Here is a 22,007-nt window from a genome sequence, read left to right on the forward strand (position 1 = left end):
CATCGCGCCGTCGCGCGCCCGATGTGAAAACGCCGGCCCTCGGGCCGGCGTTTTTTGTTTGCGAGTCAACGCTCGCGACGGACACGGCATGTGCGCATCGGCAGCGCGTCATCCGGCAACGCAAACCGCTGCGCATCATGCGGCGGCATTACGCCACCGCGTTCACCGTGCGGCGGCGATACGCCCATACGAGCAACGCGATGCCCGCGACGATCATCGGCAGCGACAGCCACTGCCCCATCGACAGGCCAAGTGCGAGCAGGCCCAGGAAGTCGTCCGGCTCGCGCGCGAATTCGACGGTGAAACGCGCGAGCCCGTAGCCGATCAGGAACAACGCGGACACCGCGCCCATCGGCCGCGGCTTGCGCGCGAAGAAGAACAGCACGAAGAACAGCGCAATGCCTTCGAGTGCGATTTCATAGAGCTGCGAAGGATGGCGCGGCAGCATCTGGTACTGCATGAACACATCGGCCAGATGCCACTTCTCGACGAGCGCCGGATGCTTCGGCAGCCACGCGGCGTCGTCGCGCATCGCGCCCGGGAACAGCATCGCCCACGGTGCGCCCGGATCGGTCACACGGCCCCACAGCTCCCCGTTGATGAAGTTGCCGAGCCGCCCTGCCGCAAGCCCGGTCGGCACCATCGGCGCGACGAAATCGGTGACCTGCAGCCAGTGGCGCTTGCGCTGCCACGCGAACAGCACCATCGCGAGCGTGACGCCGAGGAAGCCGCCGTGAAACGACATCCCGCCCTCCCACACCTTGAACACGTCGAGCGGGTGCGAGAGGTAGAAGTCGGCCTTGTAGAACAGCACGTAGCCGAGCCGGCCGCCGAGCACGGTGCCGAGCACGCCGTAGAACATCATGTCGTCGATGTCCTTCACGGTCCAGCCCTGCGCCGCGACATGCGGCAGCTTCAGGCGGATTCGGCCGACGACGATCGCCGCAATGAAACCGACGAGATACATGAGGCCGTACCAGCGCACGGCCAGCGGGCCGAGATGGATCGCTACGGGGTCGAAATTCGGGTGAATGATCATGGGTTAGCGATGAAGTTTTCGAATGCGGTACGGCGCTCGCACTGCGCCGCACCGCGCATTGGACGGCGCCGGCGTGCCATCGTTCGCGCCGCGGCCGGCCGCGGTCCGCATCACGCGGTCACGGACTGCGCGCGCACGACGTCGATGAAGCCCGCGAGCACGGGGCTCACGTCGCCGGTGCGCCACACGAGGCCCGTCTCGACGACCGGTGCGTGCCCGGCCAGCGGCCGGTAGACCACGCCGGTGCGCCGCAGGTTACGCAGCGACTGCGGCACCAGTGCGACACCCATGCCGGCCGATACGAGGCTGACGATCGTCTGCATCTGGATCGCCTCCTGGCCGATGCGCGGGGTTTCCCCCGCCGCGCCGTAGCAGCCCGTAATGATGTCATAAAAGCCGGGCGCCAAACGACGCGGGAAGATGACGAGCGGCAGCGCGGCCAGGTCGGCCAGATGCACGGGCTCGGTTTCGGGCACGTCGGGCGCGGCGGCGGCCGGCATCGCGACCACCAGCGGCTCGCGCACCACCGGCAGATACGACAGCCCGGCCGCGTGGCGCGGCGGCACCGGCGGAATCACGAGCCCCGCGTCGATACGGCCCGCGACGAGTTCGTCGATCTGGACGTCGCTCGTCGCCTCCGCGAGCTGCAGCCGCACCTGCGGATACCGCGCGCCGAACGCGCGCAGCAGCGACGGCAGCAGCCCGTAGTCGGCGGTCGACACGAACGCGAGCGACAGCGAGCCCGCCTCGCCGCGCGCGAGACGCCGCGCTAGCGGCGGCAGCGCGTCGGCCGACGCGAGCAGCCGGCGCACGTCGGGCAGCAGCGCGGCGCCCACCGCCGTCAGCGCGACCGAGCGCTTGGTGCGCGCGAACAGCGCGACGCCGAGCGCGTCCTCCAGCGCGCGGATCGCCTGCGACAGCGGCGGCTGCGTCATCGACAATCGCTCGGCCGCGCGGCCGAAGTGGCGCTCGTCGGCAACCGTCACGAAATAGCGCCACTGGCGCAGGTCGGGCGTCGGGTCGGCCATGTATTACTCATTCGGAAAACGACTTAATAAGCGAGAAATAATATATTGGACATCCGATAACGGAAACTCCATTCTTGATCGAACCATCCGGCGCGCCTGCGCGCCGGCGTCGCTCAAACAACGATGGAGTTCCCCATGCCGTACAACCGCCGCTCTCGAAACATCACGCAAGGCGTGGCCCGTTCGCCGAATCGCTCGATGTACTACGCGCTCGGCTATCAGAAGGAGGATTTCGACAAACCGATGATCGGCATCGCGAACGGCCACTCGACGATCACGCCGTGCAATTCCGGCTTGCAGCGGCTGTCGGACGCGGCCGTCGCGGCCGTGAAGGCGGCCGGCGCGAACCCGCAGATCTTCGGCACACCGACGATCTCGGACGGCATGTCGATGGGCACGGAAGGGATGAAATACTCGCTAGTCTCGCGCGAAGTGATCGCCGACTGCATCGAGACCTGCGTGCAGGGCCAGTGGATGGACGGCGTAGTGGTAGTCGGCGGCTGCGACAAAAACATGCCGGGCGGGATGATCGCGCTCGCGCGTCTGAACGTGCCGGGCATCTACGTGTACGGCGGCACGATCCGCCCGGGACACTGGAAGGGCCGCGACCTGACGATCGTGTCGTCGTTCGAGGCGGTCGGCGAGTTTACTGCCGGCCGGATGTCCCAGGAGGATTTTGAAGGGGTCGAGAAGAACGCATGCCCGACGTCGGGATCGTGCGGCGGCATGTACACCGCGAATACGATGAGCTCGTCGTTCGAAGCGCTCGGCATGTCGCTGATGTATTCGTCGACGATGGCGAACCCCGATCAGGAGAAGGTCGACTCGGCCGCCGAATCGGCGCGCGTGCTGGTCGAGGCCGTGAAGCGCGACCTGAAGCCGCGCGACATCATCACGAAGGAGTCGATCGAGAACGCGGTGTCGCTGATCATGGCGACCGGCGGCTCGACCAACGCGGTGCTGCACTATCTCGCGATCGCGCATGCGGCCGAGGTCGACTGGTCGATCGACGACTTCGAGCGCATCCGCAAACGCGTGCCGGTGATCTGCGATCTGAAGCCGTCGGGCCAGTACGTCGCGACCGATCTCCACCGCGCCGGCGGCATCCCGCAGGTGCTGCGGATCCTGCTTGACGCGGGGCTGCTGCACGGCGACTGCATGACGATCACCGGCCGCACGATCGCCGACGAACTGAAGGACGTGCCGGGCGTGCCGCGCGCGGATCAGAGCGTGATCTTCCCGATCGATCGCGCGCTGTACAACGAAGGCCATCTCGCGATCCTGAAGGGCAATCTCGCCGAAGACGGCGCGGTCGCGAAGATCACCGGCCTGAAGAACCCGGTGATTACCGGCCCGGCGCGCGTATTCGACGACGAGCAAAGCGCGATGGACGCGATCCTCGGCGACAAAATCCGCGCCGGCGACGTGCTGGTGTTGCGCTATCTCGGGCCGCAGGGCGGCCCCGGGATGCCGGAAATGCTCGCGCCGACTTCGGCGATCATCGGCAAGGGGCTCGGCGAGTCGGTCGGGTTCATCACGGACGGCCGCTTCTCGGGCGGCACGTGGGGCATGGTCGTCGGCCACGTCGCGCCCGAAGCGTTCGTCGGCGGCACGATCGCGCTCGTGCAGGAAGGCGATTCGATTACGATCGACGCGCATCGGCTCGTGCTGCAGCTGAACGTCGACGACACTGAGCTCGCGCGCCGCCGCGCCGCGTGGAAGCAGCCGGCCCCGCGCTACACGCGCGGCGTGCTCGCGAAATACGCGGCGCTCGCGCGGCCGGCGAACAAGGGCGCGGTCACCGGTTGACGAGCATCGCAGGGTATATGACCCCATTGCGGACCGCCGCGGCGGAAACGCGCAGAACGGCGGTTCCCTTTGCTCTTATAATGCGCGGACCGTGAAGCCGGCCGTCCCCGCCGGCGGAGAACCGCATGAAACAGACGATATTGCGCGCGCTGCTCGTCGCGCTGCTGACCGGCAGCGCGACCGCCGCGCATGCCGACCTGGCCGGCGACGGGGTCGCGCTCGCGCAGCGCAAAAACTGCATGGCATGCCATGCGGTCGGCAAGCCGTTGATGGGCCCGTCGTTCCACGACATCGCCGGCAAGTACGCGATGCGCGCCGACGCCGTCGATTACCTTGCGCAATCGATCGTCAGGGGCAGTGTGGGCGTATGGGGCGGCGTGCCGATGCCCGCCAACACGCAATTGACGAGCGCCGAAGCGCATACGCTCGCGCAGTGGGTGATGTCGCTGCACTGAGCCGTTAACGAGCTGCGCGCCAGTACGCGTCGCCGTTCGCCGCGCACCGCTCGACGCACTTCATTGTTGGCGCATCGCGCCGACATCGCCGATGCGGAGGGAACCCGCGCGTGCGGTTCGCCCACACGCGGCGGCGGCAGACGTCAGCCCGAATGACCGGTCCGGCGGCGCGCGATCTCTTCATCGACCGCGTCGCGAACCCACTCCATCACTTCGGTTTCAAGTGCCAGCGCCACCTCGCGCGTGATCTGGCCGACAAGCCAGGCCGTATGGTCGTGCAGCGCGTCGCGGCAGCGGGCTTCGATAGCGTCGCGCCCTTCCCCGGTCAGATAATTCGTGAGCCGATTGCGCAGGCGCTCGGCGATGTGCTGCGCATCTTCCGGCGTCAGCACCGCGGCTGCGGGCGCAGCCGCCCCGGACACACCGCCGGCGAGATGATCGGTGACGAGCGCGCCGGCAGCCGGCGTGGTTTCCCGGTGCAGCATCGCGTCGTCATCTGCCGGCGCCGCGCTCATACCGGGCGGTTGCAGATCCTCGGCGCCGAGCACGGACCGCAGCGGCGCCAGCGCGGACGCCGGCTCGTGCGCGACGACGTGCCCGGCCGCGCCCGGCTGCGCCGGCGCGTCGCTATCGCCCGGCAATTCGGTGGCCGGCACTTCCGGCGTCGGGACCGGCTCGACCACGACGAATTCGGGGTCCGTTCGTTCGTGTGGGAATCCGCCGGACACACGGGTCGCAAGGCCCGACGTAACCACATCGGTCAGCACCGGAATGGCGGCATCGTCACGCGGCGGCGCATCGGCCGCGTCCGAACGCGCCGGCGCCGGCACCGGCTTGCCCGGCACGAGCACGTCGGTCAGCGTCGGGATCGAAGGGGATTCGGGTTGTGTCACGGGTGCGCTCCGTCGACGGTTTCGGCTAGCCGCCCTGCTTGTAATTGTTCAGCGCGTAGCCGCGATCGCGGTAAAAGCGGTAGCGATCGCGGCCCGCGGCAAGTTCGTCCGGCGCATTGCCCACCACTTCGAGCAGGCGCTCGAAGCGTGCGAACTGCGCGGGCACGGTCGCGCCCAGGTTCAGCAGTACGTGATGATGCGGCGCCTGGGCGAGGTCCGTCGTCAGCACGATCGGCGTGCTCGCCGCGTGCGCGCTGTCGACGCTGCAGTGCGGGATGAAATCCAGCGGCGAGAACGTCCACAGCCGCTCGTCCAGCGCGCGCAGGCGCGCGGGCTCCGCGAGCACGACGACCGGCTGCCCTGCCTGATAGGCCTTGCGCAGCAGCCGGCATGCATACGCAAGCGAATCGCCGACGTTCGAATGGAAATCGATTCGCGTCATTGCCCGCTTGCCCGCATCGTCTTGACTGCCTCCATCACTGGCCGGCGCGGTCGATCAGGAACTGCGCGAGCAGCGGCACCGGACGTCCCGTCGCCCCCTTCGCCGCGCCGCCCTTCCACGCGGTGCCCGCGATGTCCAGGTGCGCCCACGGGTAGCTCTCGGTGAAGCGCGACAGGAAGCACGCGGCCGTCACGGCGCCGGCCGGACGACCGCCGATGTTCGCGATGTCCGCGAAATTCGACTTCAGCTGTTCCTGGTATTCGTCGTCGAGCGGCATGCGCCACGCCGGATCGTTCGCTTCGCGCGATGCGTCGAGCAGTTCGCCCGCGAGCGCATCGTCCTTCGAGAACAGGCCGCTGTTGTGCGCGCCGAGCGCGATCACGCACGCGCCCGTCAGCGTCGCGACGTCGATCACGGCTGCCGGCTTGAAGCGTTCCGCATATGTGAGCGCGTCGCACAGGATCAGGCGGCCTTCGGCATCGGTGTTCAACACCTCGATCGTCAGCCCCTTCATGCTGGTAACGATGTCGCCCGGCTTCGTCGCGTTGCCGCCCGGCATGTTCTCGCAGGTCGGCACGATCGCGACGACGTTGATCTTCAGGCCCATTTCGGCGACCGCACGCATCGTGCCGAGCACCGAACCGGCGCCGCACATGTCGTACTTCATTTCGTCCATGCCCTCGCCCGGCTTCAGCGAGATGCCGCCCGTGTCGAACGTGATGCCCTTGCCGACCAGCACGATCGGCGCGGCCTTCGCGCCAGCGCCCTGGTAGTGCAGCACGATGAACTGCGGCGGCTCGACCGACGCGCGCGCGACCGACAGGAACGAACCCATCTTCAGCGCCTGGATCTGCTTCAGCCCGAGCACCTCGGCCTTCAGGCCCCAATCCTTCGCGATCTTCTTCGCGGTGTTGCCGAGATAGGTCGGCGTGCACACGTTGCCGGGCAGGTTGCCGAGGTCGCGCGTGAGGTCCATCCCGTTCGCGAGCGCGACGGCCTGCTTGATCGCAACCTTCGCAGCCTTTTCGTCCGCCGGGTCGACACTGAACACGACGCGCTTGAGCGTGTGCGACGCCGGTTCCGGCTCGCTCTTCATCTGCGTGAAGCGGTACGTCTCGTTGCGCAGCGCGAGGATCGCGGCGCGCACGCCCCAGTCGGAGCTGCGCTCGTCGACCGGCAGTTGCGCGAGCGAGAACGTGACCTGGACGACCTTGGTCGCCAGCAGCGCGCGCCATGCGGCCGTGACCGCATCGTTATAGGCTTTCTGATTGAAAGCATCCTGCTTGCCGAGGCCGACCAGCAGCACGCGCGATGCGCCGATGCCCGACACTTCATGCAGGAACAGCGTCTTGCCGCGCTTGCCGTCCATGTCGCCGGCCTTCACCACGCGCGAGATGAGCCCCTTGGTCGCCGTGTCGATGTCGAGCGCCGCACCGGAGAGCGTCTGCGCCTCGAAGATGCCGAGCACGATGCAATCGGACTTCCCGGTCAGGAACCCCTTGGCCTCGCCTTTGCTCCAATCACAGCCTTTTATGCTAAAGTCCATCGCGCTTGTCCTCGGATAAAATCTGGGCTAAGGATGAAAGCCGCAATTATCCTCTATTTTTCCCGTGGCGGCGCGAGCGCTCCACCACGCGTGCGCAGCCTCCCGCCCTCTTCTCATCAAGAATGATCTTCGAACGCTCCCTCCAGCGCGAGCTTGCGTATACGGCTGGCGCCGTGTTCATGGTGCTGCTCACGATCATGCTCACGACGATGATGATCCGCATCGTCGGCTATGCCGCGTCCGGCGAAATCGATCCGCGCGACGTGCTCGTGCTGATCGGCCTGACCGTGATCGGCTATCTGGCCGTGATGCTCGTCGTCACGCTGTTCGTGTCGATCCTGTTCGTGCTGACCCGGTGGTACCGGGACTCCGAAATGGTGGTCTGGCTCGCGTCGGGCGTAAGCCTCACGCGCCTGATCAAGCCGATCGGCGTGTTCGCGACGCCGATCGTCCTGCTGATCGCATTCTTCGCGTTCGTCGGCTGGCCGTGGTCGAACCAGCAAAGCAAGATGATCAAGGCGCGCTTCCAGCAGCGCGACGAAATCTCGCTGCTTGCGCCCGGCCAGTTCCGCGAATCGGCGTCGAACCATCGCGTGTTCTTCATCGAAAAGATGTCGCCGGACCAGAGCAAGGTCCAGAACGTGTTCGTCACGTCGACCGAGAACGGCAAGGTCAACGTCGTCGTGTCGCATACGGGCCATACCGAGACGCGCGACGGAGACCGTTTCGTCGTGCTGGAAGACGGCCGCCGCTATGACGGCACGCCCGGCCAGCCGAACTTCAAAATCATGGAATTCCAGCGCTACGGCGTGAAGATCACGAGCACGCCGGTCACCAACGTGCCGACCACCAACAGCACGTCGACGCCGGACCTGCTGCGCGATCCGACGCGCAACAATCTCGCCGAATTCGCATGGCGCGCGGGGCTGCCGCTGATCGCGATCAACCTGATGGTGCTCGGCATTCCACTGTCGTACCAGAACCCGCGCCGCAGCCGTACCATCAACCTCGTGATGGCCGTGCTGATCTACCTGACCTATTCGAATCTGCTGAACGTCGTGCAGGCGCAAATCGAACAGGGCAAGATGTCGTTCGGCGTCGGCCTCGTCGGCCTGCACGTGATCGTCGCGGCGATCGTCGCGTTCATTTTCTGGTTGCGGGTGCGCAATCGTCCGCTGTTTACACGCGCGCTGTTCGGCCGCTCGGGAGCATGATCGATGCGGCTCTATGAAAAATACTTCGCGCGGCAGATCTACATCACGTTCGTCTTCATCCTGTTCGCGTTCTCGGGCCTGTTCTTCTTTTTCGACCTGATCAACGAACTGAACTCGGTCGGGCACGGCAACTACAAGTTCGGCTACGCGGTGTTGCGCGTCGCGCTGCAAACCCCGTCGCGCTTCTACGAGATCATCCCGGTCGCCGCGCTGATCAGCGCGATCTACGTGTTCGCGCAGATGGCCGCGAACTCGGAATTCACGATCTTCCGCGTGTCGGGTCTCGCGACCAACCAGGCGCTGCGCTCGCTGCTGAAAATCGGCGTTCCGCTCGTGATCGTCACCTACCTGATCGGCGAATTCGTCGGCCCGTACGCCGATCAATTGTCCGAACGCGTGAGACTGCAGGCGCTCGGCGCGTCGGTGTCGTCGAACTTCCAGTCGGGCGTGTGGGTGAAGGACACGCTCGCGGCCCGGGAGAACGGCGATCAGGTCACGCGCTTCGTGAACGTCGGCAGCCTGTCGCCCGATTCGACGATCAGCAACGTGCGCATCTACGAGTTCGATTCGAAATTCCAGCTGCAGAACGTGCGGATCGCGCAGACGGGCAGCTATGAGCCGCCCGGCCACTGGCTGCTCAAGGGCGTGACGGAAACCGAACTGACGCCGATCAAGCCGGTCAGCGGCGAGCCGGCCGACGCGCTGAACCCCGTGTACCGGTCGCAGCAGGTGACGCTGCCCGAATACCGGCTGCGCTCGGATCTGACGCCGCAGATTCTGTCGGTGCTGCTCGTGTCGCCGGAGCGCATGTCGCTGATCAACCTGTTCCGCTACATCCAGCACTTGCGCGAGAACCAGCAGGATACGCAGCGCTACGACATCGCGCTGTGGCGCAAGCTGCTCTACCCGTTCGCGGTGTTCGTGATGCTCGTGCTGTCGCTGCCGTTCGCGTATCTGCATACGCGCGCCGGCGTGGTCGGCGTGAAGGTGTTCGGCGGCATCATGCTCGGGATGAGCTTCCAGCTGCTGAACACGCTGTTCTCGCACATCGGCACGCTCAATACCTGGCCGGCGCCGCTGACCGCGGCCACGCCGGGCCTCATCTATCTCGCGCTCGGCCTGTTCGCGCTGAAGTGGGTCGACCGGCATTGAGCGCCGTCACGACGGAGGCTTCGACATGAGTTCGCAAGGCATCGTCCTGTTCGGCCATGGCGCGCGCGATCCGCGCTGGGCCGACCCGTTCGAACGGCTGGCCGCAAGACTGCGGGGCGCGGGCGCGCCCGCGCCGCACGTGTCGCTCGCATTCCTCGAACTGATGACGCCGTCGCTCGACACGGCCGTCGCCGCGCAGGTCGCGGCCGGATGCACGCGCATCACCGTGGTGCCGGTGTTCTTCGGCCAGGGCGGCCATGTCCGCCGCGACCTGCCGCAGTTCGTCGACGCGTGCCGCGCCGCGCATCCGGGCGTCGACATCCGCTGCGCGACGGCGGTCGGCGAGGACGACGGCGTGCTCGATGCGATCGCACGCTACTGCATCGAGCAGGTCGAGCGCGACGCGTAAGCGACTCGGCGGCCCGACCCGGCCACCCCAAACAAAAAAGCGCTGGCTTCCATAGCCAGCGCTCTTTTTTTTGCGTGCCGGACTCATCGCCGCGACGTTTGCCGATCGGACCGCCCCGCCGATTCAAGCGGCATTGCGCAACGCATCGCCCGATTTCGCGATCGGCGCGCGCTCGGCGAATGCATCGCCGATCATCAGCAGGCTCGGTTCGGCCGGGTCGAGCCAGGCCTGCGCGTCGCCAGCGGCCATCTGCGCGAGCGTCAGCGTCAGCGTGCGCTCGCGTGCGGTGCTGCACGCCTCGACGATCGCGACGGGCGTCGCGGGCGCACGGCCGGCGTCGATCAGTTCCTGCGCAATGCCGGGCGCGCTGTCGCGGCCCATGTAGTAGACGATCGAATCGGCGCGCGCGGCCTCGCGGATCTCGTCGCTCCCCGGCGCGCGGCTGTGCGTCGCAAACGCCACGCTGCGCGACACACCGCGCAACGTGAGCGAACGCTTGAGCGTCGCCGCGCCGGCCAGCGCCGCGGTGATGCCCGGCACGATCTCGTAGTCGATGCCGGCCGCTTCCAGCGCGCGCATTTCCTCTTCGGCGCGACCGAACAACATCGGATCGCCGCCCTTCAGCCGCACGACGCATGCATGCTCGCGGGCTGCATCGACGATCTGCTTGTTGATGAAGTGCTGCGCGGTCGAACGCTGCCCGCAGCGCTTGCCGACCGCGATCCTGCGCGCGTTCGGTGCGTAGTCGAGCATCGCCGGCTCGACGAGCGCGTCGTGCAGCACCACGTCGGCCTGCTCGAGCAGCCGCATCCCGCGCACTGTGATGAGGTCCGCTGCGCCCGGCCCTGCGCCGATCAGATACACCTTGCCCATGTTTGTCGCTTCACTCGTCCTGCTCATGCCGATGGCAGCCGGCGCGCACCGCCGCGACGGCGGCGGTCAACGCCGGTCATGCCGCTTACGCGGAGAACGCGCGGATCATGCCGGCGGCGACCGTATGGTGCGTCGCCTCGTCGATCAACACGAACGCGCCCGTGCCCGGATGCGCATCGTACGTATCGCAGACGATCGGCTTCTGCAGCGTCAGCGCCACGCGTCCGATGTCGTTCATTTTCAGTTCCTGACGGTCGGTCGCGTGCGACAGCGTATGCACGTCGAGCACTTCCTTCACCGCGCCGATCTTCGCGAACACCGTGCTGGTGGTCTGCTTCAGCAGGTACTTGCGCTGCGGCGACAGCGGCGTCTCGTCGAACCAGCACAGGTCCGCCTCGAGCTTCTTCGCCGGCGCGACCGGCTCGGCGGTCGTCACGAACATGTCGCCGCGCGACACGTCGACGTCTTCCGCCACGCGAATCGTCACCGTCTGCCCCGCGAACGCGTGCGGGACCGCCGCGGTGCCGCCCGGCACCGGCGCGATGATCTCGGCGACCGTCGCGGTGCGGTTCGACGGCAGCACGACGATCGTGTCGCCGACCTTCACTTCGCCCGACTCGATGCGGCCCATGTAGCCGCGGAAATCGTCGGCCGAACTGCCGTCCTGGCGCGCGACCCACTGCACCGGGAAGCGCAGCGCATCGTGCGCCTGCGTCTCGACCGGCAGCGATTCGAGCACGTCGAGCAGCGGTTCGCCCGCGTACCACGGCATGCGCTCGCTCGCGCCGACGATGTTGTCGCCCTTCAGCGCGGACACCGGTACGAAGCGCACGTCATTCAGCCCGAGCTGCTTCGCGAGCGCGACGTACGCGTCGCGGATCTCGTTGAACCGCGCTTCGCTGTAATCGACGAGATCCATCTTGTTGATCGCGACGATCACGTGCTGCAGCGCGAGCAGCTTCACGATCGCGCTGTGGCGCTTCGTCTGCGGCAGCAGTTCGGCGACGCCGTTCTGGACCGTCACGCGCGTCGCGTCGACGAGGATGATCGCCGCGTGCGCGGTCGATGCGCCCGTCACCATGTTGCGCGTGTACTGCTCGTGGCCCGGCGTGTCGGCGATGATGAACTTGCGCTTCGCGGTCGCGAAATAGCGGTACGCGACGTCGATCGTGATGCCCTGCTCGCGTTCGGCTTCGAGCCCGTCCGTCAGCAATGCGAGGTCGATCTCGTCGCCGACGGTGCGCTTGTTCTTCGCGCGCGACAGCGCGGACAGCTGGTCGGACAGCACGGCCTTGCTGTCGTACAGCAGGCGGCCGATCAGCGTGCTTTTGCCGTCGTCGACGCTGCCCGCGGTGATGAAACGCAGCACGCCGAGGTCTTCGGTGTTCTCGATGATGCTCATGGTGTGAATGTCCTCGTGTGCTTCAGAAATAACCTTGCTTCTTGCGCTGTTCCATCGCCGCTTCGGACGCCTGGTCGTCCATCCGGGTCGCGCCGCGTTCGGTGATCTCGGTCACCGCCGTCTCGGCAATGATCTTCTCGACGTCGTCCGCGTCGCTCGCGACCGGGCACGTGCAGCTGATGTCGCCGACCGTGCGGAAGCGGACCTGCGCGATCTCGCTCGTCTCGCCTTCACGCATCGGCGTGAGCGGCGTGACCGGCACGAGCAGCCCGTTGCGGCGCACGATCTCGCGCTGGTGCGCGTAGTAGATCGACGGCAGTTCGAGGTTTTCGCGCGCGATGTACTGCCACACGTCGAGTTCGGTCCAGTTGGAGATCGGAAACACGCGCAGGTGCTCGCCGTTGTGCAGGCGTGCGTTGTACAGGCTCCACAGTTCCGGACGCTGCGCTTTCGGATCCCACTGGCCGAATTCGTCGCGGAACGAGAAGATCCGCTCCTTCGCGCGCGCCTTCTCTTCGTCGCGGCGCGCGCCGCCGATCAGCGCGGTGTAGCCGTGTTGCTCGATCGTCTCGAGCAGCGTCACGGCCTGCGCGGCGTTGCGCGAATCGGTTTCGCGGCGCAGCACGACCGTGCCGCGCTTGATCGAGTCCTCGACGTGGCCGATCACCAGCTCGGCGCCGAGTTCCTTCGCACGGCGATCGCGGAAGGCGATCACTTCCTCGTAGTTGTGGCCCGTGTCGATGTGCACGAGCGGGAACGGCAGCGTCGTCTTGCGGTTCGCGCCGAGACCGAATGCCTTCAGCGCGAGATGCAGCACGACGACCGAGTCCTTGCCGCCCGAGAACAACAGCGCCGGCTTGCTGCACTCGGCGACCAGTTCGCGCAGGATGTGGATCGACTCGGCTTCGAGCCAGTCGAGGTGTCCCATCCGGTTGTCGGCACCGGCGGGCGGGGCAAAGGCGGATTGCTCGAGCGTCGTGCTCATGATTTCAGTCCTTCTCTTCTGGGTTCGTGCCGCCCGCTGTCGCAGGCGGCGCAATATTCGGTTTCTTGTCGGCTTTCAGTGCGCGGCGCCGGCTTCGGCATTCGCGGGAATCGGCGTGATCGTCGTGATGTGCAGCCCGCATTCCTTCGTGTCGCGCGACTCCCACCACCAGCGGCCCGCGCGGCTGTCCTCGCCGGGGCGGATCGCACGCGTGCACGGCTCGCAGCCGATGCTCGGATAGCCGCGCGCGTGCAGCGGATTCACCGGCACGTCGAACGCTTTGAGGTACGCCCACACGTCGGCTTCCGTCCAGTCGGCGAGCGGGTTGTACTTCGCGATCCCGCGCGCTTCGTCCTGTTCTTCCTCGTGCAGCTCCGCACGCGTGACCGACTGCTCGCGACGCTGTCCCGTGACCCACGCGCCGACGTCGGCGAGTGCACGGTTCAGCGGCTCGACCTTGCGGATATGGCAGCACGACTTGCGCAGCTCGACGCTTTCGTAGAACGCATTCAGACCGTGCTCGGCGACGTACTGGTCGACCGCGTCCTGCAGCGGGTGAAACTGCTCGATCTCGTAGCCGTAGCGCTCGCGCACGCGGTCGATCATGCCGAGCGTCTCCGCATGCAGGCGGCCCGTGTTCAGCGAGAAGATGCCGATCGGCACCTGCTTCGACAGAATCGCGTGCGTGAGCAACATGTCTTCCGCGGCGAGGCTGCTCGCGAGCTTGACCTTGTCGTGGCGTGCGCCGATCTGCGCGAGCAGCGTGTCGAGGCGCTCGATCTTCGCGGCGAGTTCGGGCGCGAGTGCGTTGGCGGTGCTCATGCGTTCACCTTTGCAGCGGGCGTCGCTGCATCGGCCGCGGCAGCACGGCGGCGGAACAGCGGCGCCGGCTCGTCGAACGCGCCCTGGTAACGCTGCGTGAATTCCGTGAACGCGTTCAGCGCGTCGCGGATGTCCTTGTCGGCACGCACCGCGAACGCGTCGAAGCCGCAACGCGACATGTAAAGCAGCTGGTCGCGCAGCACGTCGCCGATCGCGCGCAACTCGCCGGTCCAGCCGTGGCGCTCGCGCAGCAGGCGCGCGATGCTGTAGCCGCGGCCGTCCGCGAAGCGCGGGAAATCGACGGCGATCAGCGAAATCGCACCGAAGTCGGCCACCAGATCGGCCGGCTCGCTGTCCGGCGCGAGCCACACGCCGAGTTCGTCCTTCGTCTTCGCAGCGACGAGCGTCGCACGCTCGGCCTGCCACAGCGCGAACGGCACCAGCACCTTGCCGGCCGGCAATGCGTCGACCGCGGGCAGTGCGCCGTCTTCAGCCGCGCGCACGACCTGCCATGCGTCGTCGATCACTGCGCGGTTCTTGATAATCGAAGCCATCTGCAAATTCCTTGTACCCGGTTGGTTACGCGTTCACTGCCTGGCGCGCCGCATACACGCGCTCCTTGAACGGCGCGATGCCGATGCGGTCGTACGTGTCGATGAAGCGCTCGCCGTCGATGCGCGCTTCGACGAACGTGTCGATCAGCTTCGCGATCACGTCCGGCACCTCTTCGGCGGAGAACGACGGCCCGATCACGCGGCCGAGGCGCGCGCCGTTGCGGCCCGTGCCCTGCTCACCGCCGAGCGACACCTGATACCACTCGGCGCCGTCCTTGTCGACGCCGAGAATGCCGATGTTGCCCACGTGATGGTGACCGCACGAGTTCATGCAACCGGAAATGTTCAGCGACAGGTCGCCGAGGTCGTACACGTAGTCCAGATCGTCGAAACGCTGCTGGATCGCGAGCGCGATCGGGATCGACTTCGCGTTCGCGAGCGAGCAGAAGTCGCCGCCCGGGCACGCGATGATGTCGGTCAACAGGCCGATATTCGGCGTCGCGAAACCGGCCGCCTTCGCCTTTTCCCACAGCGCGAACAGGTCGCGCTTCTTCACGTTCGCGAGGATCAGGTTCTGCTCGTGCGACACGCGCAGTTCGCCGAGCGAATATGCGTCGGCCCAGTCGGCCACCAGGTCCATCTGCTCGGCCGTCGCGTCGCCCGGGGCCACGCGGTGGTCCTTCAGCGACAGCGTGACCGCCGCATAGCCCGGCACCTTGTGCGGCGCGACGTTGCGCTCGACCCAGCGTGCGAACGCCTTGTTCTCGAGCAGGTGCTGTTCGAACGACGCGTCGGTGTCGGCGAGCTTCTCGTAGACGGGCGGCAAGAAGTATTGCGACACGCGGTCGATTTCGGCCTGCGTGAGCGTCGACGGGCCGTCCTTCAGGTGCTGCCACTCTTCGTCGACCTGTTGCGCGAACTTCGCCGGCGACAGCGCTTTCACGAGGATCTTGATCCGCGCCTTGTACAGGTTGTCGCGGCGGCCGTAGCGGTTGTATACGCGGAGCACTGCTTCGCAGTACGTGAGCAGGTGCTGCCACGGCAGGTCTTCCTTGATCACCGCACCGACAATCGGCGTACGGCCGAGGCCGCCGCCCGCGAGGATGCTCGCGACCACTTCGCCCTGCGCGTTCTTTTTCAGATACACGCCCAGGTCGTGGATCTGGACGGCCGCACGGTCATGCTTCGAGCCCGACACGGCGATCTTGAACTTGCGCGGCAGCCACGCGAACTCGGGATGGAACGTCGACCACTGCCGCAGGATCTCGGCCCACGGGCGCGGATCGATCTCTTCGTCCTGCGCGACGCCGGCGAACTGGTCGGCCGTGATGTTGCGGATGCAGTTGCCCGACGTCTGGATCGCGTGCATCTGCACCGACGCCAGCTTCGCGAGGATCTCGGGCGTCTCTTCGAGTTCGACCCAGTTGAACTGGATGTTCGAGCGCGTCGAGAAGTGGCCGTAGCCGCGGTCGTGCTCGCGCGCGATGCGCGCGAGCATGCGGAGCTGCTCACTGCGCAGGTTGCCGTACGGAATCGCGATGCGGTGCATGTACGCGTGGCGCTGCATGTACAGCCCGTTCTGCAGGCGCAACGGACGGAACTCGTCTTCGCTCAATTCGCCCGACAGGCGGCGGCGCACCTGATCGCGGTACTGCGCGACTCGCTCGTCGACGATCGTCTGGTCGTACTGGTCGTACTGATACATTCGGGGACCCCAGGGTTTTCGTGGTGACCGCGCGACGTCCTAGCCACGTCGCGCCCGAATCTCCGTTCCGCCGCTATCGCGAGCCTTCCGCGGCCCGACTGGATTGCTAATGACGAAAACAGATATCCATATTTGAAAAACTCCGGTGAATCGTAATAAACTCCCCTTATATTTCAAACGACTAAAAAATTCTGTTGATATGCGGAAGGGTTATAAATGAACCTGCACCAATTTCGCTTCGTGCGCGAGGCCGTCCGGCAGAATTTCAATCTCACCGAGGCCGCCAAGGCGCTGTACACGTCGCAGCCGGGGGTATCGAAGGCGATCATCGAGCTGGAGGACGAGCTCGGCGTCGAGATCTTCACACGGCACGGCAAGCGCGTGCGCTCGCTGACCGAGCCGGGCAGAATCATCCTCGCATCGGTCGAGCGGATCCTGCAGGAGGTCGAAAGCCTTAAAAGGGTCGGGAAAGATTATGCGGCGCAGGATCAGGGCAACCTGACGATCGCGGCAACCCACACGCAGGCGCGCTACTCGCTGCCGGCAGCGATCGCCGAGTTCAAGAAGCGCTTTCCGAAGGTGCACCTGTCGATCCTGCAAGGGAGCCCCACGCAGGTCGCCGAGATGGTGATCCACGACCAGGCCGATCTCGCGATCGCGACCGAGGCGATCGCCGACTATAAGGAACTCGTGTCGCTGCCCTGCTTCCAGTGGCATCACGCGGCCGTCGTGCCGGCCGATCACCCGCTGCTCGAGCGCAAGCCGGTCACGCTCGACGATCTCGCGCAGTACCCGCTGATCACGTACGACGACGCGTTTGCCGGCCGCAAGAAGATCAATCACGCGTTCGCGCTGCGCGGGCTGTCGCCCGACATCGTGCTCGAGGCGATCGACGCGGACGTCATCAAGACCTACGTCGAGCTGGGTCTCGGCGTCGGGATCATGGCCGACATCGCGTTCAACCCCGAGCGCGACCGCAACCTGCGGCTGATTCCGGTCGGCCACCTGTTCGGCAGCAACGTGACGCGCGTCGCGCTCAAGCAGGGGGCCTACCTGCGCAGCTATGTGTATACGCTCGTCGAACTGCTGTCGCCGACGCTGAACCGGAAGCTGATCGAGCAGGCGCTCAAGGGCGAATCCGAATCGTACGAGCTTTGACGGACAGGTAAGAACACCGGGGCGCACATCGCGCCCCTTTTTTTGTTGCCCGACGCAGAAGGAGATACCCGCATGACGCTTCCCGCCCTGTTGCGCCGCGCCGCCGGCGCCGCCCTCGTGCTCGCCTGCGCGGCCGCGCATGCCGACCTGAAGGTCGGCGTCGACCTGTCGTCGACCGGCCCGGCCGCGGCGATCGGCATCACCAGCAAGAATGCGATCCTGATGTGGCCGAAGACGATCGCCGGGCAGCCGGTGCAGGTGACGGTGCTCGACGATGCGTCCGATCCGGGCACTGCCGTGCGCAACATCCGCAAGCTGGTCGACGAGGATCACGTCGACGTCGTCGTCGGCCCGAACATCACGCCGGCCGCGCTGGCGGCGCTCGATGCGGTGGCCGGCGCCCAGACGCCGATGATCACGCTGGTCGGCTCGGGCGCGATCGTCGAGCCGCAGGAAGGCGCGCGGACCTGGGCGTTCAAGATGGCGCAGAGCGACAGCGCGATGGCCGACGTGATGACGCGCTACATGGCCAACCATGGCGTGAAGACGGTCGGCTTCATCGGGTTCGCGGACAGTTACGGCGACAGCTGGCTGAACGAGTTCACGCGCTTCGCGGAAGTGCGCAAGATTCGCGTGATCGCGACGGAGCGCTTCAACCGCACCGACGCGAGCGTCACCGGCCAGGCGCTGAAGCTGATCGCGGCGAAGCCCGACGCGATTCTGATCGCGGGCTCGGGCACGCCAGCCGTGCTGCCGCAGCGCACGCTGATCGAGCGCGGCTACAAGGGCGCGATCTACCAGACGCACGGAATTGCGACGCCCGAATTCATCAAGCTCGGCGGCAAGGACGTCGACGGGACGCTGTTCCCGACGCAGCCGGTCGTCGTCGCGCGCACGCTGCCGGCCGATCATCCGGCACGTAAGGCCGCGTTGGCGTTCGTCGACGCATATGAAGCGAAATACGGCGCGGGTACCGTCACGCAGTTCGCGGGCGACGCGGCGGGCGTGTACCCGCGACTCGCGGACGCGGTCGGCCGCGCGCTGAAGGGCGCGCCTCCCGGCACGCCGGCCTTCCGCGCGGCGCTGCGGCGCGAACTCGAACGCGCGCATGAGCTCGTCGTGCCGAACGGCGTCGTGAATACGAGCGACAAGGATCACGTCGGGCTCGATCAGCGCGCGAGCGTAATGGGGATCGTCAAGCACGGGCAGTTCGTGTACTTGAGCCAGTAGTGCGCCGCCGGGCAGCGCTGCTTGCCCGGCGGCCGGTTTTACGCCATAATCCGCGTTTCGCCGCGCACAGTCCGCATCGATGGATGCGTGGCCGGAAGCAAGCCCAGGTGGTGAAATTGGTAGACGCAGGGGACTCAAAATCCCCCGCCGCAAGGCGTGCCGGTTCGATTCCGGCCCTGGGCACCAGTATTTCTTCTGCAGCGTCATGCGCTGCACCTGTCGAAACCCGCGCAGCTCGCCGCTTCGCGGGTTTTTTGTTTTCCGCCCCACGCGACGCAACGCGCGGCCGCGCGCGGTGGTCGAAGCATCATGACGAATACGCGGCACCGAGGCAGCCCATGTTCATCCGCAAGATGTCATCCCCGCTGCGCGCCCGCATGCTCGCCGCCATGCTGCTGCTCGCGCTGTGCGGATGCGACGTGCTGACCGCCCCGCCCGTGCCCGACTGGCCGGGCCCGCATGCGCCCTATCCGTTCCCGGACGACGTCCCGCACCGCACCGAATGATCGCCGCGCGTCGCGCCGCCGCGCGCGCTCAGGCCGTCAGTTCGCGCACGAAGTCGAGAAACACGCGGACCTTCGCGGCAACCAGGTTCGACGCGTGGTGATACGCATATAGCGGAAACGTCTCGTCCGCCCATTCCGGCAGCAGTTGAACCAGTCGCCCGTCGGCGAGGATGTCCCGCGCGTAGAGCGCCAGCAGTTGCGCGACGCCCTCGCCGCCCAGGCACGCGCCGAGCAGCCCGCCCGTATCGTTGACCATCAGCCGGCCGGTCGCGTCGACCGGCACCACGTCCTTGCCGCGATGGAATACCCAGTCGTACGGCCGCCCCGTCACCGGATCGCGGATCAGCACGCAGCGATGGCCGCTCGCGAGATCCCGCGGGTGGCCCGGCTCGCCGTGACGCGCGACGTAGCCGGGCGACGCGCAGGTAAGCACGCGCGTCTCCAGCAGCAGCCGCGCACGGTATGACGACGGCTCCGGAATGCCGAAGCGCACGGCCACGTCGAATCCGTCGGCCACGAGGTCGCCCATCCGGTCGCGCACGCTGATCTCCACCGACAGCTCGGGGAAACGATCGAGGAACTCGGCCATCCTCGGCGCCAGCACGTAATGGCCGAAGGTGCCGTCCACGTTGACCCGCAACCGCCCCCTGACGCGCGCCCGCGAACGACCGGCGTCGACAGCGGCCTCCTCGATGCCGGCCAGCAGCGGCGCTACTGCCTCGTAGAACCGCCGCCCTTCGTCGGTCAGCGTGATCGCGCGCGCGGTCCGGTTGAAGATCCGGATGCCAACGCGCTCCTCCAGCCGCGCGACCGCCCGGCTCACCGCCGGCTGCGTGAGCCCCATCGCCTCGCCCGCACGTGCAAAGGTGCCCGCCTCGATCACCGCCGAAAGCACGCCGATTCCGCTCAGAAGTCTGCTGTCGAATGCCATGAGACATACTTTTAGTCATTCATGATCTGATCATTATTCATTATTTTTATTGATCGAGGGCGCCTACATTAATCCTGTCGCCGGATTCCCCGGCACTTACTCGCCAAGGAGCAGGACATGAGCACATCGAAACAGGTCGCCCTCGTCACGGGCTCGTCGCGCGGCATCGGCGCGGAAATCGCGCGTCGTCTGGCCCGGGACGGCTTCGGCGTCGTCGTGAACTACGCGGGCAGCGCCGGTGCGGCCCGCGAAGTGGTCGACGCGATCGCCGCCGACGGCGGCGAGGCCGTCGCGGTACAAGCCGACGTCGTCGATCCGGCCGCCGTGGCCGCGCTGTTCGACGCAGCCGAGCAAGCATTCGGCCGCATCGACGTGGTGGTCAACAGTGCGGGCATCATGAAGCTCGCACCCCTCGCCGAACTCGGCGACGCCGTGTTCGACGAAACCGTCGCGATCAACCTGAAGGGTGCGTTCAACGTCAGCCGCGAGGCCGCGAAGCGCGTGCGCGACGGCGGTCGCATCGTGAACCTGACGTCGAGCGTGATCGGCATGCGCCTGCCGACCTACGGCGCATACATCGCGACCAAGGCGGCCGTCGAGGCGATGACGCAGGTGCTCGCGCAGGAAATGCGCGGCCGCCGCATCAACGTGAATGCCGTCGCGCCGGGGCCGGTCGCGACCGAGCTGTTCCTGCACGGCAAGAGCCCGGAGCTCATCGACCGCATGGCGAAACTGAACCCGCTCGAGCGGCTGGGCCAGCCCGACGACATCGCCGGCGTCGTCGCGTTCCTCGCCGGCCCGGACGGCGCGTGGGTCAACGGCCAGATCCTGCGCGCCAACGGCGGTATGTGCTGAGGCACGCCGGGATACCGCGCGACACAGCCTCCCTCACCCGCTTTCCGGAGATCGATCATGAAGGAAGTCATTCTCGTCACGGGCGCGTCCAGCGGCTTCGGCCTGCTGACCGCCCAGGCACTTTCCCGCGCCGGCCATACGGTCTATGCGTCGATGCGCGAGAGTACCGGCCGCAACGCGCCGTGCGTCGCCGCGGTCGCCACCTATGCGCAAGAGCACGGTGTGGATCTGCGTACCGTCGAACTCGACGTCAGCGACGATACCTCGGTCGCCAGCGCGATCGAACGCGTGATCGCCGACAACGGCCGCCTCGACGTCGTCGTCCACAACGCCGGCCACATGGTGTTGGGGCCCGCCGAAGCGTTCACGCCCGACCAGCTCGCGCAGCTCTACGACGTCAACGTCGTGTCGACCCAGCGCGTGAACCGCGCGGCGCTGCCGCACCTGCGTCGCCAGGGCCGCGGCCTGCTCGTGTGGGTGTCGTCCTCGTCGGCACGCGGCGGCACGCCGCCGTTCCTCGCCCCCTACTTCGCCGCGAAGGCCGCGATGGATTCGCTCGCGGTGTCTTATGCGGCCGAGCTTGCGCGGTGGGGGATCGAGACGTCGATCGTCGTGCCGGGTGCGTTCACGCAGGGGACCAATCACTTCGCGCACGCAGGCAGGCCGGCCGCTGCGGCCGTCCAGGCCGACTACGACCATGGCCCGTACACGGGCGTCGCCGCACAGGCGCTGACAGCGCTTGCGGCGCTCGAACCGGCGGACGCCGATGCCGGCGCCGTCGCGACGGCAATCGTCGACATCGTCGCCGCGCCGCGCGGCAAGCGCCCGTATCGCGTGTTCATCGATCCGTCCCAGGACGGCGCCGAGGAAGTGTTCCGCGTCGGCGATCGCATCCGCCGCGAGATGTTCAGGAACATCGGCCTCGCCGACCTGCTCGCGCCGCGCGTCGGCGGCTGATCCGCAGCGCGTCAGGACGGCTCATGCGCGCCGGCCCGGCGG

Annotated in this window: 22 protein-coding genes and 1 tRNA gene; 11 read left to right on the forward strand and 12 right to left on the reverse strand. The window is 66.9% G+C overall.

Translation table 11 applies throughout. From position 1 onward, the window contains the following. Positions 1–148 precede the first annotated feature (148 nt). Positions 149–1,039 carry a prolipoprotein diacylglyceryl transferase gene (lgt, locus tag WK25_RS11950; RefSeq protein ID WP_040141464.1) on the reverse strand — a complete coding sequence of 297 codons (891 nt, stop codon included), beginning with the start codon at positions 1,037–1,039 and terminating at the stop codon, positions 149–151. A gap of 110 nt (positions 1,040–1,149) precedes the next feature. Next, positions 1,150–2,067 carry a LysR family transcriptional regulator gene (locus WK25_RS11955; RefSeq protein WP_069241653.1) on the reverse strand — a complete coding sequence of 306 codons (918 nt, stop codon included), beginning with the start codon at positions 2,065–2,067 and terminating at the stop codon, positions 1,150–1,152. Between the two features lie 135 nt (positions 2,068–2,202). Here WK25_RS11955 and ilvD point away from each other — a divergent pair, with 135 nt between their 5' ends. Together ilvD and WK25_RS11965 are read left to right on the forward strand one after the other, a co-directional pair. After that, on the forward strand, positions 2,203–3,876 hold the full coding sequence (gene ilvD, locus WK25_RS11960; protein ID WP_069241654.1) for a dihydroxy-acid dehydratase: 1,674 nt from the start codon (positions 2,203–2,205) through the stop codon (positions 3,874–3,876). Between the two features lie 125 nt (positions 3,877–4,001). Further along, a complete protein-coding gene (locus WK25_RS11965) occupies positions 4,002–4,331 on the forward strand; it encodes a c-type cytochrome (RefSeq protein ID WP_069241655.1) in 330 nt (109 codons plus the stop codon). 143 nt (positions 4,332–4,474) lie between these two features. On the opposite strand, the gene WK25_RS11970 is transcribed toward WK25_RS11965, so the two are convergent. From WK25_RS11970 to WK25_RS11980, 3 genes are read right to left on the reverse strand one after another with little or no spacing between them, the layout of a single operon-like run. Continuing rightward, complete coding sequence (locus WK25_RS11970; protein ID WP_069241656.1) at positions 4,475–5,224, reverse strand: DUF2486 family protein; 750 nt, start codon at positions 5,222–5,224, stop codon at positions 4,475–4,477. 25 nt (positions 5,225–5,249) lie between these two features. After that, on the reverse strand, positions 5,250–5,666 hold the full coding sequence (locus WK25_RS11975; RefSeq protein WP_040141470.1) for a DNA polymerase III subunit chi: 417 nt from the start codon (positions 5,664–5,666) through the stop codon (positions 5,250–5,252). A gap of 34 nt (positions 5,667–5,700) precedes the next feature. After that, entirely contained in the window at positions 5,701–7,212 is a 1,512-nt protein-coding gene (locus tag WK25_RS11980; protein WP_069241657.1) for a leucyl aminopeptidase, read from the reverse strand. A gap of 122 nt (positions 7,213–7,334) precedes the next feature. Between WK25_RS11980 and lptF the strand changes: the two genes are divergently transcribed. Genes lptF through WK25_RS11995 form a run of 3 tightly spaced genes read left to right on the forward strand, consistent with a single transcriptional unit; the run spans position 7,335 to position 9,987 of the window. Further along, positions 7,335–8,426, forward strand: coding sequence for an LPS export ABC transporter permease LptF (gene lptF, locus WK25_RS11985; RefSeq protein ID WP_069241658.1), 1,092 nt, complete (start codon positions 7,335–7,337; stop codon positions 8,424–8,426). 3 nt (positions 8,427–8,429) lie between these two features. Continuing rightward, positions 8,430–9,578 (forward strand): LPS export ABC transporter permease LptG, encoded by a 1,149-nt coding sequence (lptG, locus tag WK25_RS11990; RefSeq protein WP_040141473.1) that lies wholly within the window; start codon positions 8,430–8,432, stop codon positions 9,576–9,578. Between the two features lie 25 nt (positions 9,579–9,603). Next, positions 9,604–9,987 (forward strand): sirohydrochlorin chelatase, encoded by a 384-nt coding sequence (locus tag WK25_RS11995; RefSeq protein WP_069241659.1) that lies wholly within the window; start codon positions 9,604–9,606, stop codon positions 9,985–9,987. A 123-nt stretch (positions 9,988–10,110) separates the two neighbouring features. On the opposite strand, the gene cobA is transcribed toward WK25_RS11995, so the two are convergent. The 6 genes from cobA to WK25_RS12025 all read right to left on the reverse strand — a co-directional run bounded on the left by cobA (position 10,111) and on the right by WK25_RS12025 (position 16,328). Continuing rightward, entirely contained in the window at positions 10,111–10,860 is a 750-nt protein-coding gene (gene cobA / locus WK25_RS12000; RefSeq protein WP_040141475.1) for a uroporphyrinogen-III C-methyltransferase, read from the reverse strand. An 85-nt stretch (positions 10,861–10,945) separates the two neighbouring features. Then, positions 10,946–12,262, reverse strand: a complete 1,317-nt coding sequence (locus tag WK25_RS12005; RefSeq protein ID WP_040141476.1) for a sulfate adenylyltransferase subunit 1 — start codon at positions 12,260–12,262, stop codon at positions 10,946–10,948. Positions 12,263–12,284: 22 nt separating this feature from the next. After that, positions 12,285–13,247: a sulfate adenylyltransferase subunit CysD gene (cysD, locus tag WK25_RS12010; RefSeq protein WP_069241660.1), complete on the reverse strand. Its 963-nt coding sequence runs from the start codon at positions 13,245–13,247 to the stop codon at positions 12,285–12,287. A 75-nt stretch (positions 13,248–13,322) separates the two neighbouring features. After that, positions 13,323–14,069 (reverse strand): phosphoadenylyl-sulfate reductase, encoded by a 747-nt coding sequence (locus tag WK25_RS12015; protein ID WP_069241661.1) that lies wholly within the window; start codon positions 14,067–14,069, stop codon positions 13,323–13,325. Then, complete coding sequence (locus WK25_RS12020) at positions 14,066–14,623, reverse strand: DUF934 domain-containing protein (RefSeq protein ID WP_040141479.1); 558 nt, start codon at positions 14,621–14,623, stop codon at positions 14,066–14,068. The genes WK25_RS12015 and WK25_RS12020 overlap by 4 nt, the downstream gene beginning before the upstream one ends. Positions 14,624–14,648: 25 nt before the next feature. Beyond that, a complete protein-coding gene (locus WK25_RS12025) occupies positions 14,649–16,328 on the reverse strand; it encodes a nitrite/sulfite reductase (RefSeq protein ID WP_040141480.1) in 1,680 nt (559 codons plus the stop codon). 216 nt (positions 16,329–16,544) lie between these two features. Between WK25_RS12025 and WK25_RS12030 the strand changes: the two genes are divergently transcribed. The 4 genes from WK25_RS12030 to WK25_RS31200 all read left to right on the forward strand — a co-directional run bounded on the left by WK25_RS12030 (position 16,545) and on the right by WK25_RS31200 (position 19,222). After that, entirely contained in the window at positions 16,545–17,486 is a 942-nt protein-coding gene (locus WK25_RS12030; protein ID WP_009689198.1) for a CysB family HTH-type transcriptional regulator, read from the forward strand. A gap of 72 nt (positions 17,487–17,558) precedes the next feature. Then, a complete protein-coding gene (locus tag WK25_RS12035) occupies positions 17,559–18,716 on the forward strand; it encodes an ABC transporter substrate-binding protein (RefSeq protein ID WP_059548788.1) in 1,158 nt (385 codons plus the stop codon). Between the two features lie 101 nt (positions 18,717–18,817). Continuing rightward, positions 18,818–18,902 (forward strand) — tRNA-Leu (locus tag WK25_RS12040). Between the two features lie 152 nt (positions 18,903–19,054). Further along, positions 19,055–19,222, forward strand: a complete 168-nt coding sequence (locus WK25_RS31200) for a hypothetical protein (protein ID WP_156432242.1) — start codon at positions 19,055–19,057, stop codon at positions 19,220–19,222. Between the two features lie 28 nt (positions 19,223–19,250). Here WK25_RS31200 and WK25_RS12045 read toward each other — a convergent pair whose 3' ends face one another. Next, positions 19,251–20,153: a LysR family transcriptional regulator gene (locus WK25_RS12045; protein WP_040141482.1), complete on the reverse strand. Its 903-nt coding sequence runs from the start codon at positions 20,151–20,153 to the stop codon at positions 19,251–19,253. A gap of 117 nt (positions 20,154–20,270) precedes the next feature. Here WK25_RS12045 and WK25_RS12050 point away from each other — a divergent pair, with 117 nt between their 5' ends. Then, positions 20,271–21,008: an SDR family oxidoreductase gene (locus WK25_RS12050; protein ID WP_059548786.1), complete on the forward strand. Its 738-nt coding sequence runs from the start codon at positions 20,271–20,273 to the stop codon at positions 21,006–21,008. A 57-nt stretch (positions 21,009–21,065) separates the two neighbouring features. Continuing rightward, positions 21,066–21,965, forward strand: coding sequence for an SDR family oxidoreductase (locus WK25_RS12055; RefSeq protein ID WP_069241662.1), 900 nt, complete (start codon positions 21,066–21,068; stop codon positions 21,963–21,965). Positions 21,966–22,007 lie beyond the last annotated feature (42 nt).

This window comes from Burkholderia latens (assembly GCF_001718795.1).
Lineage (GTDB): Bacteria > Pseudomonadota > Gammaproteobacteria > Burkholderiales > Burkholderiaceae > Burkholderia > Burkholderia latens_A.